The sequence below is a fragment of the Paenibacillus sp. p3-SID1389 genome, from assembly GCF_025151705.1.
In the GTDB taxonomy this organism is placed as follows: Bacteria; Bacillota; Bacilli; order Paenibacillales; family Paenibacillaceae; genus Fontibacillus; species Fontibacillus phoenicis.
The window spans coordinates 92316-107334 of the sequence record NZ_JALXVO010000002.1; the positions used below are offsets into that span (position 1 = coordinate 92316).

General features: G+C 53.0%; 14 protein-coding genes. 6 read left to right on the forward strand and 8 right to left on the reverse strand.

Going from position 1 to position 15019, the window contains the following annotated elements; all coding sequences use genetic code 11:
* The first annotated feature begins 2 nt into the window (after positions 1-2).
* From M3G15_RS01320 to M3G15_RS01330, 3 genes are all read left to right on the forward strand, one after another.
* Entirely contained in the window at positions 3-1280 is a 1278-nt protein-coding gene (locus tag M3G15_RS01320; protein WP_260069851.1) for a sugar ABC transporter substrate-binding protein, read from the forward strand.
* Positions 1281-1387: 107 nt separating this feature from the next.
* Complete coding sequence (locus M3G15_RS01325) at positions 1388-2275, forward strand: carbohydrate ABC transporter permease (protein ID WP_260069852.1); 888 nt, start codon at positions 1388-1390, stop codon at positions 2273-2275.
* A gap of 24 nt (positions 2276-2299) precedes the next feature.
* Positions 2300-3130 (forward strand): carbohydrate ABC transporter permease, encoded by an 831-nt coding sequence (locus M3G15_RS01330; protein ID WP_009226030.1) that lies wholly within the window; start codon positions 2300-2302, stop codon positions 3128-3130.
* Between the two features lie 60 nt (positions 3131-3190).
* Here M3G15_RS01330 and M3G15_RS01335 read toward each other — a convergent pair whose 3' ends face one another.
* The 4 genes from M3G15_RS01335 to M3G15_RS01350 form a co-directional block, all read right to left on the reverse strand.
* Positions 3191-4255 carry a sulfate/molybdate ABC transporter ATP-binding protein gene (locus tag M3G15_RS01335; protein ID WP_009226029.1) on the reverse strand — a complete coding sequence of 355 codons (1065 nt, stop codon included), beginning with the start codon at positions 4253-4255 and terminating at the stop codon, positions 3191-3193.
* Between the two features lie 335 nt (positions 4256-4590).
* Positions 4591-5187: a TetR/AcrR family transcriptional regulator gene (locus M3G15_RS01340; RefSeq protein ID WP_009226028.1), complete on the reverse strand. Its 597-nt coding sequence runs from the start codon at positions 5185-5187 to the stop codon at positions 4591-4593.
* Positions 5188-5192: 5 nt separating this feature from the next.
* On the reverse strand, positions 5193-5825 hold the full coding sequence (locus M3G15_RS01345; protein WP_009226027.1) for a YigZ family protein: 633 nt from the start codon (positions 5823-5825) through the stop codon (positions 5193-5195).
* Positions 5826-5924: 99 nt separating this feature from the next.
* Complete coding sequence (locus M3G15_RS01350; RefSeq protein ID WP_260069853.1) at positions 5925-7280, reverse strand: glucose-6-phosphate isomerase; 1356 nt, start codon at positions 7278-7280, stop codon at positions 5925-5927.
* Positions 7281-7518: 238 nt separating this feature from the next.
* Between M3G15_RS01350 and M3G15_RS01355 the strand changes: the two genes are divergently transcribed.
* On the forward strand, positions 7519-8406 hold the full coding sequence (locus M3G15_RS01355; RefSeq protein WP_260069854.1) for an NAD(P)-dependent oxidoreductase: 888 nt from the start codon (positions 7519-7521) through the stop codon (positions 8404-8406).
* A 99-nt stretch (positions 8407-8505) separates the two neighbouring features.
* Here the strand turns inward: M3G15_RS01355 and ppnP are convergent, their stop codons facing one another.
* From ppnP to M3G15_RS01375, 4 genes are all read right to left on the reverse strand, one after another.
* The gene (ppnP, locus tag M3G15_RS01360; protein WP_009226024.1) at positions 8506-8835 is read right to left on the reverse strand and encodes a pyrimidine/purine nucleoside phosphorylase; all 330 of its coding nucleotides are present in this window, start codon (positions 8833-8835) and stop codon (positions 8506-8508) included.
* Positions 8836-8916: 81 nt separating this feature from the next.
* Complete coding sequence (gene tkt / locus M3G15_RS01365; RefSeq protein WP_260069855.1) at positions 8917-10941, reverse strand: transketolase; 2025 nt, start codon at positions 10939-10941, stop codon at positions 8917-8919.
* A gap of 312 nt (positions 10942-11253) precedes the next feature.
* Positions 11254-12153, reverse strand: a complete 900-nt coding sequence (gene purU / locus M3G15_RS01370) for a formyltetrahydrofolate deformylase (RefSeq protein ID WP_009226022.1) — start codon at positions 12151-12153, stop codon at positions 11254-11256.
* Between the two features lie 39 nt (positions 12154-12192).
* Positions 12193-13305, reverse strand: a complete 1113-nt coding sequence (locus tag M3G15_RS01375) for a deoxyribonuclease IV (RefSeq protein WP_009226021.1) — start codon at positions 13303-13305, stop codon at positions 12193-12195.
* 176 nt (positions 13306-13481) lie between these two features.
* On the opposite strand from M3G15_RS01375, the gene M3G15_RS01380 reads away from it, so the two are divergent.
* Both M3G15_RS01380 and M3G15_RS01385 read left to right on the forward strand, forming a co-directional pair.
* A complete protein-coding gene (locus M3G15_RS01380; protein ID WP_260069908.1) occupies positions 13482-13955 on the forward strand; it encodes a DUF2621 domain-containing protein in 474 nt (157 codons plus the stop codon).
* Positions 13956-14038: 83 nt separating this feature from the next.
* On the forward strand, positions 14039-14962 hold the full coding sequence (locus tag M3G15_RS01385; protein WP_260069856.1) for a TIGR01777 family oxidoreductase: 924 nt from the start codon (positions 14039-14041) through the stop codon (positions 14960-14962).
* Positions 14963-15019 lie beyond the last annotated feature (57 nt).

The window sequence follows — 15019 nt, forward strand, 5'->3', positions numbered from 1 at the left end:
TTATGTGGAAAAAAACAGCAACTACCCTGATTGCCAGCTCACTGGTGCTCGCTAGCCTTCTTGCTGGCTGCGGTTCGAAAGATAACGCGGCGAATGGCGGCAGCGGGAATGGGGCCGCAAACGGCGGCGACAAACAAGTGCAAATCAGCGTATGGGCGATGGGCGATGAAGCCAAATCGCTACCGCAAATCGCCGACGACTTCATGAAGGAGAACCCAAACATCAAGGTGGATGTCCAAGCCCTGCCTTGGTCCAATGCACATGACAAGCTGCTGACCGCAGTCGCTTCGAAGAAAGGTCCGGACGTCATCCAAATGGGGACAACCTGGATTCCGGAGTTTGCGAATGCCGGCGCGCTGATGGATCTGACTTCGGTGGTGGACAAGTATCCGGAGTTTAAAGAGGATCAATTTTATTCGGGCGCCGTAAACACGACCAAATATGACGGTAAAATCGTGGGGATTCCGTGGTATACCGAAACCCGCGTCCTCTTCTACCGGACTGACCTGTTGAAGGAAGTGGGCTATGACCAACCGCCAAAAACATGGGATGAACTTCGCGATGCAGCGAAGAAGCTGGCTGACCGTGGCAAAGGGAAATACGGGATCAGCATCGATATGAACGAGCAATCGCTGGCGTTTATGTTCGCCCGCCAGAACGGCTCCAAGCTGCTCGACGAACAGAACAAGCCGCTGTTTAACCAGCCGGAGTTCGTTGAAGCGGTGGAATATCTGAACGGATTCTTTAAGGACGGATCCGCGCCGATTGACCTCGGATTGGACCCGGTACAAGGGCTTAGCGGCGAGGGCGTTGTTCCGATGTTCATCAGCGGCCCTTGGATGATTAACTCCATCAAGACGCAAGCACCGGATTTGGAAGGCAAATGGGCGGTGGCTCCGCTGCCGGCGAAGAAGAACAATATTTCCGCGCTGGGCGGCTCCGATCTGTCGGTATTCCAATATACGAAACATCAGGACGAAGCTTTGAAGTTCATTCAATACATGAGCAAGCCGGAAACGCAAATCAAGTGGATGCAGCTGACCAAATCGCTGCCGACCAACTTGAAAGCTTGGGAAGATCCGTCCCTCAAAGACGATCCGAACTATCAGGCGCTGCAAGAGCAGCTGGAGCATTCCGAACCGATGCCACTGCTCACCACTTGGGAGCAAATTGCTCAAACCTACTTGAAGAGCTTTGAACGTATCGTTCGCGGCGGCGCGGATGTCCAAAAAGAAATGGACGCCTTCAACGCCGAAGCTGAGAAAATCCTCAGTAAGTAAGCGAAAGCTTTACCATACCGCCTCCAGCCCGCCGGCAGCTCCGGCTCCCCGGCGGGCAGAGGTGGTGACGTTAGCTTAGACGCGCTGAATAAAGGAAGTGATCCGAGATGAAAGGCTTATCGCAAAAAAATGCACCCTACCTGTTCATTGCGCCGACCTTGATTTTGCTGGCGCTCTTTTCGCTGCTTCCGATCGCCATTGCCCTGGTGATCAGCTTCACCGACATGGATTTAGCCGGGTTGGCCGACCTCTCCAACATCAGCTTTGTAGGTTTCGATAACTATAAGGAAGTGCTGTTGGACCCATCGTTTCAAAAATCCATTTTTAACACGTTATTTTACGTTATTATCGGCGTACCGCTCGTTATCATCATTTCCCTGTTGATCGCCTTGCTGATCAACTTCGGTAAAGCCCGTATTTTCAAAGCATTTCGGGTCATTTTCTATATGCCGTCGGTTACCAACGTCGTGGCGGTAGCCGTCGTATGGAGCTACCTGTACAACCCGTCGCTGGGACTGCTCAACTATATTTTGAACTCGCTGGGGTTCGGGTCTGTCCCTTGGCTGCAAGATCCGGTCATGGCGAAAATCTCGCTGATTATCCTGGCCGTATGGCGGGCGATTGGCTTAAACATGATTATTTTCATCGCTGCGATCAAAGGCATCTCGAAAACGTATTATGAAGCGGCGCAAATCGACGGAGCCAGCAACTGGCGGCAAACCTGGTCGATTACGATTCCGCTGCTGCGCTTCGCCATCTTCTTTGTCTCCATCACCACGATGATCGGCTGGCTGCAGTTCTTCGAGGAACCTTTTGTCATGACCAAAGGCGGTCCGCTGGATGGCACGATCTCCGTAGCTTTGTTTATTTATAACAACGGCTTTCAATTCAGCAAATTCGGATATGCTGCGGCAGGCTCCTTTATTCTGTTCTTCGCCATTATCCTGATCACGTTGATCCAATTCAGATTTCAAAACAAGGAAGCGGATGTCTGATGTCATCCCGGGAGGTGTACACACATGCAAACCAGAACCTCGGGCGATAAAGCGCTGCAATGGCTGGTCGGAATTCTGCTCGGCGTGATGGGCCTGCTGATGCTGCTGCCATTCGTCTGGATGATCCTGTCGTCGTTTAAACCGGAAAGCGAAGTGGCGCAGATCCCGCCGACCCTGTGGCCCCACCAGTTCACCCTGGAGAACTTCCAAGAACTGTTTGAGAATATGCGGTTTGGCGTTTATTTGCGAAATACGTTGATCATCGTTGTCTTTTCCTTCCTGGGTCTGTTCCTGAACGCCCTGGCCGGCTTTGCTTTCGCGAAGTACAAGTTTAAGGGGCGGGATGGTCTGTTCTATCTCGTTTTGGCCACCATGATGATTCCCGGGCAGGTCACGATGATTCCGGTCTATCTGATCCTGAACATGATGGGCCTAACCAACACGATGATTGGGATTGTACTTCCAGGCTTAGTAGGGGCCTTCGGCATTTTCTTGTTCCGCCAATTCATGTCGACGATTCCCGACGAGTTGTTGGAAGCCACCCGTCTGGACGGGGCCGGCGAATTCCGTATCTTCGTACAGATCGCCTTGCCGATCTCCAAGTCGATCCTCGCGGTACAAGGCATCCTGACCTTTATCGCGGGCTGGAACAGCTTCCTGTGGCCGCTGATCATTGCAAACGACGAGAGTCTATATACCCTGTCGGTTGGCCTGCAGCTGCTTAAAGGCCAGTACGGCGGAGACTACGCCTTGCAGATGGCAGGCTCGGCATTTATGGTTGTTCCGATCATCATCATCTTCATCATCTTCCAAAAACATATTATCGAAAACTATTCGATTTCCGGTATGAAATAACAACTAAAGGGCTGTATCGTGGAAAGCCGTTTACGCTTTCCTTGATACAGCCCTTTAGATTTAAATGATCACGCTGAGCGGTTCACGCTTCAGCGGATTCTCAAGAATCCAGCTTCGTTCGTCGTCAAAGAGATAAGCGCGGTGCACCAGCACGCGCACTTCCTGTCCTGCCTTCAACGTTTCCTTCTCCAGGGAGCGGAAGGTCGTCAGTGTATGTCCGCCGACCTCGACCTCCACCAGCCATTCGCTGCCGCGGAAGTGAAGATGCTTCACCACACCTGGAGCGGTTGCGGATAACAGCGTAAACTCGTGCTCAGTGCCCACTTCAATATACTCCGGACGGATCAAGGCTTTCGTCGCCAGCCCTCCACATTCTTCCTCGAAGCCCTTCAGATCGGCGGCGCGCTCCACCAGCGTCGATTGGCCGATAAACGAGGCGACAAACGGGGTCTGCGGCTCCTTATAAATATCCCATGGCGTCCCTTTCTGCTCCAGCCGACCTTGATTAATGATCATAATCTCATCGGCAACCTCAATTGCTTCATCCTGGTCATGGGTGACGAAGATGGAGGTGATGCCCACCTGCTCGATCAACTCGCGCAGCCACGACCGCAGCTCCTGGCGGATCTTTGCGTCGATCGCCGCAAACGGCTCATCCAGCAGCAAGAGCTGCGGCTGCGGAGCCAAGGCCCGGGCAAAAGCGACCCGCTGTCGCTGCCCGCCGGACAGCTGATGCGGGTAGCGGTGCTCGAATCCGCTCAGCCCGGTCAGCTCAACCAGCTCCATCACCCGCTTCCGTATTTCTGCCTTCGGTACTTTCTTCACTTGCAACCCAAAAGCAATATTATCGAATACGGTCATATGCTTGAAGAGGGCATAACTCTGGAATACGAAGCCGATTCCGCGATCCTGCGGCTTTAATTCATTGACCCGCTGTCCATGGAACAGAATCTCCCCTTCATCCGGCTGCTCCAAACCTGCGAGCATACGAAGAATCGACGTTTTACCGCCGCCGCTCGGCCCCAGCAAGCCGATTAATTGCCCCTTTTCGATGCCAAAACTAACATCTCGAACGGCATGGAAGCTGCCAAAATGCTTATTTAAGTTCCGCACTTCTACATGCATGCCAAACCCCACATCCTTTCCAGTTTCGAAAGCCCAAGTCAAGTTGCTGCCGTTCCTCTCAATGCTGCCCGAATCCGTTCAATCATTCGTTGAATTCTGATAAATTTACTTGGATTAATGTTAAGAATAGATTACCAAACCCTAGGCATTCCGTCAATCTGAAAAAAAGTAGTAACCAAGCGGGAGTACGGCTTTTTTTCGCCAAAACCCAAACGAAAACCGGCACTTCCCGATGAACTTCAGCTCGGAATGGCCGGTTTTGTCAATTAGTGTTATAAAGTATTGATGCTATACTGGTGTAATTGGATAAAGTGCGAAGTGAAAACAAAAACGCCTTATGACGTTATACGGTAAACGCTGTGGCTTAACAACTTTACGTGGGCGACAGCAGCCGGCTTAATCTCTTCAAAGGTCAGCCGATCTTGGATGTAGTAAGAGATAAATCCATGCATACCCAAAAACATACTGAGCGGAAGAGACGGATGCTTCTCCAGCGGATGCTTCTCTTCCTGCAGAAAACTGCGAATGAGCGACTCGAACATATTAAAACATTTAGCTTGTTCGTTGCGACAGTATGCTAGGATCTCCTCATCCCTGAGCATAAACATGATTTCGTATTGGTGCGGATGCTCCAAGCCGAATTTGATAAACTCCAGCATCAGCTGTTCCGCTTTGGTGAGCCCGTCGGCTGGCGGTCGTTTTGTCACTTGCTCGCACAGGTGGGTAAGCGACTCGAAATCTTTTACCACGATGGCGTAAAACAATTCGGCCTTTTCCTTGAAGTGATAATATAGCGAGCCGTGGCTGTATCCCAAATGCTGACCGATGCTCCTCATGGATATTCCGCGGTACCCTTTGGTAATGAACAAATGACGGGCCGCTTCCATAATTCTTTCTCTCGACAACTCCTGATCAACTGCTCTTCTTGCCATAGGCCTTATTCCCCTTCAATAAAATAAACCTTGTCACCTTCCGTCATCACGGCCTGACCCCCCGTCAAATCGGTCATCCAATCCATGAAGGCGCTTGCCTCCGGATGAAGCGGCAGACAGCATAATGTCACCTTATCCGCAAACACCGTCTCTCCCTTACGGATGCCGCGGTTCCGCAGTTCATTCTCCACTTTGCCCAGCCAGGTGTAATCCAGTTCAACAAACACTTCTTGATGCAATACGCGGGTGATCACTTCTCCTGCTTCGAGCGCTGCGACAGCTCCGTCGGTGTACGCACGGATGAGGCCGCCCGCCCCCAGCATAATCCCGCCAAAATACCGGGTTACGACGATTGCCACGTTCTTGAGGCCCTGATTTTTGATCACCTCCAAAATCGGCTTCCCGGCCGTACCGCTTGGCTCTCCGTCGTCTGATTGCTTCTGGATTTCGTCCCGTTCCCCGATCATATAAGCGGAACAGTTGTGCGTAGCGTTCCAGTGCTTCTTCTTGATTTCCTCGATAAACTGGAGCGCCTCAGCTTCGGTTTCCACCGGCTTCACGTGCCCGATAAACCTTGATTTCTTGATGACGATTTCCTTTTCTCCGGATTGCCTGACCGTCTTGTACTTTTCTAGCATATGAGACCATCCTTATGAATGTGCCAAGAAGCAGCTCCTCCGGAACTTGCCGGTGAACTGCTTCTGGCGCTGATAAACATTTAATAGAAATTACCTATATTACTTGGAAAGACGCGCTTCGAGTTCGGCCTTTTCCTTCTCGTACCCCGGTTTGCCAAGGAGCGCAAACATGTTCTTCTTGTACGCTTCTACACCCGGTTGGTCGAACGGATTTACGCCCAGCAGATATCCGCTGATACCGCAGGCTTTTTCAAAGAAATACACCAGGTAACCAAAGGAGTACGGTGTCAAATCCGGCACATTGACAACCAAGTTAGGTACTTGACCATCCGTATGCGCCAACAGCGTACCTTGGAACGCCTTCTTGTTCACGAAGTCCAGCGTTTTGCCGGCCAGGAAGTTCAAGCCGTCCAAGTCCGCCGGATCGGATTCGATCGTGATGTGGCTAGGCACCTCAGTTACTTGAATGACTGTTTCAAAGATGTTCCGGTTGCCCTCTTGGATAAATTGGCCCATGGAGTGCAAATCGGTGGAGAAATCAACCGATGCCGGATAGATACCTTTGTAATCCTTACCTTCACTTTCACCGTACAGCTGCTTCCACCATTCCGATACGTAGTGGAGGGAAGGCTCGTAGTTCACGAGAATTTCCGTGACTTTCCCTTTCCGGTACAAAGCGTTCCGGACAGCCGCATATTGGTAGCTTGCGTTCTCAGCCAGGTTCGGGTTGCTGAATTCCTTCTGTGCGTCGGCAGCACCTTGCATCATTTCTTCAATATTAATACCTGCAGTCGCAATCGGCAACAGGCCAACCGCAGTTAATACGGAATAACGTCCACCAACGTCGTCCGGAATCACAAATGTTTCGTAGCCTTCTTCGGTAGCCAGCTTCTTCAAGGCACCTCTCGCTTTGTCGGTCGTCGCGTAAATGCGTTTGCGCGCTTCTTCCTTGCCGTACTTCTTCTCTAATGCCGCACGGAAAATACGGAAAGCGATCGCCGGCTCCGTGGTCGTCCCCGATTTGGAGATGACGTTCACGGAGAAGTCTTTGCCTTCGATCAGTTCAAGCAAGTGATTCACGTAAGTGGAGCTGATGTTGTTCCCGGCAAAATAAATCTCCGGCGTCTTACGCTTGTCCTTCGGCAAGAGGTTATAGAACGAATGGGACAGCGATTCGATTGCGGCGCGCGCACCCAGGTAGGAGCCGCCAATCCCGATGACGATCAGGACATCGGAATCGCTTTGGATTTTGGCCGCAGCCTTCTTAATGCGGGCGAACTCTTCTTTATCATAATCGGTCGGCAGGTTGATCCAACCCAGGAAGTCGGAACCTGCCCCGGTGCCATTATGTAATTGCTCATGAGCAACGCGAACAGGCTCGGCAAAATAATCGATTTCATGTTGTCCAACGAATTGCAGGGCGTTACTGTAGTCAAAAGTCACTTTTTTGGACATAGCTGATACTCTCCTCCGTCTAATATTTATCTTAACTGGCCCTATCCAAGAGGAAACGTTCAATATCTGCTGGTAGCTGCAATCTGGTAAATATATCCGGCTGAACGCCGCCTCAAATAACTTAAACCTAGGATACTGTAATTTCCCAGCGATGACAAGGGCACAATATACAGGTTTCCACAACCCGTGCTAAAATAATTAAATGATGTTCAATTCTTATGGGAAGTTGGTGACGAACTTGAAAACAATCGGATTTATCGGCCTCGGGACGATGGGTGCACCGATGGCTTCGAACCTGCTTCGCGCAGGTTATCCTGTAACAGTATTTAACCGGACCGCCTCTAAAGCAGCGCCGTTAGCCGAATTGGGTGCCGCCGTAGCCCCTTCACCAAAGGAAGCCGCCGCCGGAGCGGACGTTGTCATCACCATGGTCAGCAACGATGATTCCATCGCTGAAGTATACGAAGGGGAAAACGGCGTCTTAGCCGGAATCCGGCCCGGAACGACCGTCATCGACTGCTCCACCATCTCACCGGCGCTCGTGCAACGTCTGGCTAAACAGGTAGCCGCACTTGGCGGCGCGTTCCTTGACGCCCCGGTCACCGGGAGCTCGCCGGCAGCGATCGACGGCACGCTCGTCTTTATGGTCGGCGGCTCGGCGGAGACGCTGGCGCAAGTAACGGATCTGTTTGACACGATGGGCAAAAAAGTGCTGCACATGGGTGACAACGGCAGCGGCGCCGTCGCCAAGCTGGCCCACAACACCATCGTTGGCATCAACAACCTGGCGCTGGCCGAAGGCTTTGCGATCGCCGCCAAGTCGGGTCTGCCGGCCGACCGCTTCCTGGAGCTCGTGCAGCTGGGCTCCGCCGGCAGTAAAGCCGCAGAGCTCAAAGGCCGCAAAATCATAGAGCATGATTTTACGAATCAATTCTCGCTGGCGTTGATGCTCAAAGACTTGAAGCTCGCGTCTGCGCTAACCGACGGCTCCGGCATCCCGGCCCCGATGCTGAACCTGGCCAAGAGCCTGTTCCAAGCGGGGCAAACCCAAGGCTTCGGCGATGAGGACCTCTCCTCCATCGTCAAAGTGTATGAAGCCTGGATTGGCAAGCAAATCGGCGAATAATCAGAAAGCCGCTCCAACAGGAGAGGAACATAAAGGCAGGTTCAGCGTTGTCGTTCATTCGCTGATACCTGCCTTTTTGGTTATCCCGCCAGGAGGCTGCTACGCCTCGGCTCCTGCCCCGTAGGAGCAGCAGTAATCGGTGACGCTGCGCACCTCCAGCTTGAAGGAAGACTTGGCGGGAACGGTGAACGTTCCACGCCCGCTAATTTCGCGCCACAGCGTTTCGCCCGGAAGCAGCACCTTCAGGTCCCCGGACAAGATGTCCATCACTTCCAGCGAATCCGTGCCGAATTCGTACTCCCCGGGGAGCATGATCCCCAGCGTCAGTTTGCTTCCGTCTGGAAGCCATACGGTCCGGCTCGTGACTTTGCCGTCGAAATAGATGTTGGCTTGCTTATCTACAGTCACATTTTGCAGTTGCTGGGTCACGTTCCCCTCTCCCTTCCATCCCCTAACAAGAGGTTGTTCAACAAGTCGGCCTTAACCCGACTTGTTGAACTTACACTAAAATTATTTCAATTGAGCTTTCACGTGGCTAACGACGTTCTCAACCGTAAAACCGTACTCTTCGATCACTCTGTCGCCAGGCGCGGATGCCCCGAACTTGTCGATGCCGATGACCGAGCCTTTCTCGCCGACAAAACGTTCCCAACCAAATGGATGCGCCATTTCTACGGCTACGCGGGCTTTGACATCCGGCAGGATGACGGAGTCCTTGTAAGCTTGATCTTGCTTGTCAAACAGATCCCAGCTTGGCAAGCTGATGACGCGTACATGGATGCCCTCTTCAGCCAATGCGGCTTGGGCTTTGATCGCCAGCTGAACTTCAGAGCCTGTAGCAATGATCTGAGCCACCGGCTTGCCGTCCTTCGCATCGGATACAACGTAACCGCCGCGCTTCACGCCTTCGCGTGCTTTTTCAGCCGTGTTTTCCAGGATCGGCAGGTTTTGACGCGTCAGCACCAGGGCCACCGGATTCGCTTTATTTTCTACTGCATAAGCCCATGCTGCGGATGTTTCGTTGGCGTCTGCCGGACGGATTACCGTCAAGCCTGGGATGATGCGCAGGGAAGCTAGTTGTTCAATCGGTTCATGCGTTGGGCCGTCTTCGCCAACCGCGATACTGTCATGTGTCAGCACGTAAGTCACCGGCAGCTTCATCAGAGCGGACAAGCGTACAGCTGGACGCAGGTAGTCGGTGAACACGAAGAACGTACCGCCGAATACTTTCAAGCCGCCGTGCAGCATGATGCCGTTCATCGCCGCAGCCATGCCGAACTCGCGCACGCCGAAGTACAGGTTGCGGCCATCGCGGGTTTCCGGCGTATACATGGCCAGGTCGTTCAGATGCGTCATCGTCGAGCTTTCCAGGTCAGCGGAGCCGCCCAGCAGCTGAGGCACGTTCGGAGCCAGTCCGTTCAGCGCGTTACCGGAAGCGACGCGAGTCGAAACGGCTTTGTCCGAAGGGCTGTATTTCGGAAGCTTCGCATCCCAACCGGAAGGCAGGTCACCAGCGATCGCACGCTCGAATTGAGCAGCCAGCTCCGGATATTGTGCTTTATATTGCTTGAACGTTTCTTGCCAAGCTTGATATGCCGCAATACCGCGTTCTTTGACTTTGGCAAAATGCTCGCGCACTTCTTGGGGAACATAGAAATCTTCTTCGTAAACCCATTTATAGTTCTCTTTCGTCAGCTTCGCTTCTTCAGGTCCCAGCGGGGAGCCGTGCGTACCGCCGTGCCCGCCTTTCCCTTGCTTGTTCGGGCTGCCGTAGCCGATAATCGTCTTCACTTCGATCAGCGTTGGGCGTTCGGTGTCGCGTTTTGCTTCTTCGATCGCCGCTTCGATCGCAGCCAGATCGTTGCCGTCTTCGACGCGCAGCGTTTGCCAGCCGTAAGCTTCAAAGCGTTGACGCACGTTTTCCGAGAAGCTGAGGTTCAGCTTACCGTCCAGCGAGATGTCGTTGGAGTCATACAGGAAGATCAATTTGCCCAGCTTCAGGTGGCCGGCAAGCGATGCGGCTTCGCTGGCTACGCCTTCCATCAGGTCGCCGTCGCCGCAGATGCCGTACGTATAGTGGTCGATTACTTTCAGATCGCCTTTATTATAGGTCGCAGCCAGTTGCGTTTCGGCAAGCGCCATCCCTACAGCCATCGCCAACCCTTGGCCCAGCGGACCGGTTGTTGCATCAACGCCTGCAGTGTGACCATACTCTGGATGGCCTGGCGTTTTACTGCCCCATTGACGGAATTGCTTGATTTCTTCCATTGGAAGGTCATAACCGCACAGGTGCAGCAAGCTGTACAGCAGCATGGAACCGTGGCCGGCGGACAAAACAAAACGGTCGCGGTTGATCCAGGTTGGTTCGTCTGGATTGTGGACCATCGTTTTGGCGAACAATTGATAACCCATCGGAGCAGAGCCCATCGGCATGCCCGGATGACCGGATTTCGCTTTTTCGATCGCGTCGATCGCCAGCGTACGAATTGTGGTGATCGAGAGGTTATCGATCGAATTGTTGTCTGTAAGTGGCATTCGTATTTCCTCCTTAATGATGAAAAAATCTTGAAACTCATGAAACCTTAACGCTGCGGTTACAAAACAATCATTTTGAATAAATCATTTTGACTTTATCTATTGTAGCACTTCCTTCTCCCCTTTTCCATACCATTATTCCCAAACCTTCTCTCGCGAATGAAATATTTTGAGTTGATTTAGTTACTCATCCGCCGTTTTTGCCGGTGACTATGTATTACGGGGAGCGTAATCATAGCAAAAAACCGGCACCCATGACAAGCCGTCTGGGATGCCGGTTTTTCTTTGCTCGAATGGAAACTGCACGGCCGGTTAGTTAAACACAACCGTCTTGTTTTGATGCACCAAAATCCGATCTTCGATATGCCATTTCACTGCCCGGGCTAACACGACCCGTTCGATGGTGCGGCCGATGCGCTTCAGCTCGCTCACATCGTCACGGTGGCTGACACGCTGCACGTCTTGCTCAATGATTGGGCCGCCATCCAGCTCCTCCGTCACGTAATGCGCGGTGGCACCGATGATCTTTACCCCGCGGTTATACGCTTGGGCGTACGGTTTTCCCCCGACAAAAGCAGGCAGGAACGAATGGTGGATGTTGATCAAACGATTGCGGTACGGCTCGATCAAGGCCGGAGAGAGAATTTGCATGTATCTCGCCAGCACGATCAGGTCAACCTTGCCGCTAACGATCTCGAGTTGCTTTTGCTCCGCTTCGTGTTTGGTCTCCGGCGTCACAGGGATATGGTAATACGGAATCCCAAACGACTCGACGTACTCCTTCATATCCGGATGGTTGCTCACCACCATAGAGATTTCAGCGTCCAGGTCGCCGGCCTGCCACTGCCAGAGCAGCTCGACGAGGCAATGATCCTCCTTCGACACGAAGATGGCCAGCTTCTTCTTGCGGCTGAGCTGATAGATGTTCCACTGCATCCGGAACTGCGAAGCAATCGCTTCGAAATCGCTTTTGAGCGCGTCGATCCGCCCGTCCAATCCGTCCAAATCAAATTCGATCCGCATAAAAAACATCCCGCCCTCGGGGTCCATCGTATATTGGTCCGATTGCACGATATTCGCTCCATGCTCATACAGGAAGCGGGATACGGCCGCAACGATCCCCGGTCCGTCCGGACAGGAAATCAGCATGCGCGCACGATTGCTTTCATAAGGCTTTACGGGTTGTCCGCCCGTTTTGACATGTGTATCCATTGTTCTTCCGATCCCCTTGCTTCTTGTGTTATCTATATCTTATTTACCGCTGGCGAACCAGGCCACCAGGCGATGGTTGATCTGCTCTTCCGTCAGATCCGGGAATAAGCTTGCTTCCACGGTAAGGTCGTATAAGCGTTCCATCGGTTCACGCGGGTCCGCTTTTTTCGCTTTGGCGTCGTTTTTGAGCAGATTCCACGTGTCTAACACAAAGGAACGCGAATGGATGTCCTGCTTGGCGAAAAAGTCAGCCAAACGCTCCACATCGCTCAGGAAGGCATCGCCAAACCGTTCGGCAACGTTCCCCCGCAGCAGCGCGATTTCCACTTCGTACATCGGACGTTGCGTCTTCGCATCCTTCCCGACCCAAGGCGTCTCCAGAATGAACGGCCGGCCTTGCAGCGCATCGTGGTGCACAACGCGATTGATCGCTTCGAATCCGATCCAGCCGGAGCCAATCGGTGCATGACGGTCTTTGGCCGCGCCTACCGGATTTTTGCTGTCATTGATATGAACGACTTCAATCCGCTTTAATCCGATCGTGTCATCGAACTTCTTCAGTACCCCGTCCAAATCGTTGACAATATCGTACCCCGCATCATGGATATGGCAGGTATCGAGGCAGATCGTTAACCGCTCGTTGTGTTGGACTTTGTCGATAATCTGCGCGATCTCCTCGAAGCTCCGCCCTACCTCTGTGCCTTTGCCGGCCATCGTTTCCAGAGCGATGCACACATCCGTTTCGTTGGTTCCGTTCAGGACTTCGTTTAGTCCCTCTGCAATGCGGTTCACCCCATATTCGGCATCCTTGTCCGTAAAAGCGCCGGGATGAAGCACGATGTTACGTACACCAAGCGCATGCGTGCGGCGGATTTCCTCCTGCAGGAAGTCAACTGCGAGCTGATAGGTGTTGGATTTATAAGAACCCAAATTGATAATATAAGGCGCATGGACCACGATTTCGCCGATCCCGGCTTGCTCCATCGCCGCTTTGCCTTCTTCAATATTCATCGATTCAATCGGTTTACGCCGCGTGTTTTGCGGTGCCCCGGTGTATATCATGAACGAGCTGGAGCCGTAGCTCACCGCCTCGGCCGTAGCGCTGGGCAGGCCCTTGTCCGAGAACGAAACATGGGAACCAATTTTCAGCAAAGTGTTTTCCCCCTTTTGGACATTAAATCGCTAAACAAACCTATTTTAGCTTGAATGCTGAAATAAATAAAGAAATAAGGTATAATTTTAGCTGATTATCTCTGATTTGAAAGATTTAATTTCTACTATTCATAATAGCTGAATTTTTCGCGAAAAGCGAAATCCGTTCCGAGGTGATGAATGTGCTGCAAACGACCGTTTACATATTGACCGCCCAAGGCCCAAACCGCTGGTTTATGAACAGTATTGCGTTTTGGGGCTTCGTGCTGCTAGGCATGATGGCGATCGGCGGTTACTTTATGTTCCGCAAATTCCTGAAAGTGCTCCCGAAGGCGGACGGCATGTCGAAGCTGGATTGGCAGAACTATTGGGTTGAGAAGAGCCGCCATCTCTGGACCGACGAGGCCAAGGCATTCCTCGACCGGTTGGTTGAGCCGGTTCCGGGGCCGTTCCGGGATATCGCCAAGCATTCGATTGCCGCCGAGATCGGCAAAATCGCGGTGCAGGAGAACGCCTCCGAGGTTACGCAGGAGCACTGCATCCGAGGCTATATCATAGCCACGCCGAAACGCGACAACAAGTTCCTCGTCAAGTTTTTGGAGAAAAATCAGATCGATTATCGCCCTTACCAACATCTAATGAACAAATAAACATCTACCCGCGCAAAATCACATCCGGCACCTTGTTTTGCACTAGGTTGCTGGATGTTTTTGCATGAAGGAGGTTTTGCCGCATGAAAGCGGTCATTTTTGGGGGATCGGGGTTTATCGGCCGGGCTTTAGCCGAGTATTGGCTGGACCTTGGACATGAGGTTATGGTCGTCACGCGGAGGACGGCCAAGGGAAATCGCTGGCTGCGTGAGGCGACCTATAGGAATGAGAGGCTTACCTCGGTGACATGGGCGGAGGTTGAGCAGACCCCCTCGTTGCTGGATGGCGCCTCAACGATCGTCAACCTGGCCGGAGCTACGCTGAACCAGCGGTGGTCACAGCAGGCGAAACGGCGGATATTGGAATCCCGCCTGGAGTCCACCCGGGCGGCAGCACGCGCCGTGGAGCGAATGAAGCGAAAGCCCGAGGTTGTCGTGCAAGGCTCCGCTGTGGGGATCTACGGCCTCTCGTTCACCGAAGCGTTTGACGAGAGCACCGCGATCCCATCGCCGCCTCCCGATTTTCTCGCCGAGGTGACTGCGGCCTGGGAAGAGACGGCGGACCGGGAGTTCCGTGGAGTCCGCCTTGTTAAGCTGCGCACCGGAGTCGTGCTGGGGCGGGATGGCGGCGCTTACCCCTTGATGCGTCTGCCCTATTTGCTGGGCTTTGGAGGTAGCCTCGGCAGCGGCAAGCAATGGGTCCCATGGATTCACCTGCGAGACATGGTAAGGCTGATGGATTATTGTGCAACGCATCCGTCCATTCACGGGCCGGTTAACGCGGTAAGTCCACAGCCGGTGACGAACCGGGAATTCGGACGCACGGTCTGCCGCGTGCATCACCGTCCCTTCTGGCTGCCGCTCCCGGCACCAGTGCTCCGAACGGGTTTAGGCGAGATGTCCTTGCTGCTGCTCGAGGGGCAGAAGGTCATCCCCCAAGCTATGCTGGACGCAGGATTCACCTTCGCTTTCCCCGATCTGGAATCCGCCGTCGCCGATCTGAAGTAATCCAAATGAAAAAAAACGGCCCGGAGGACTGGAACATCCAGTTCTCCGGGCCTTTAT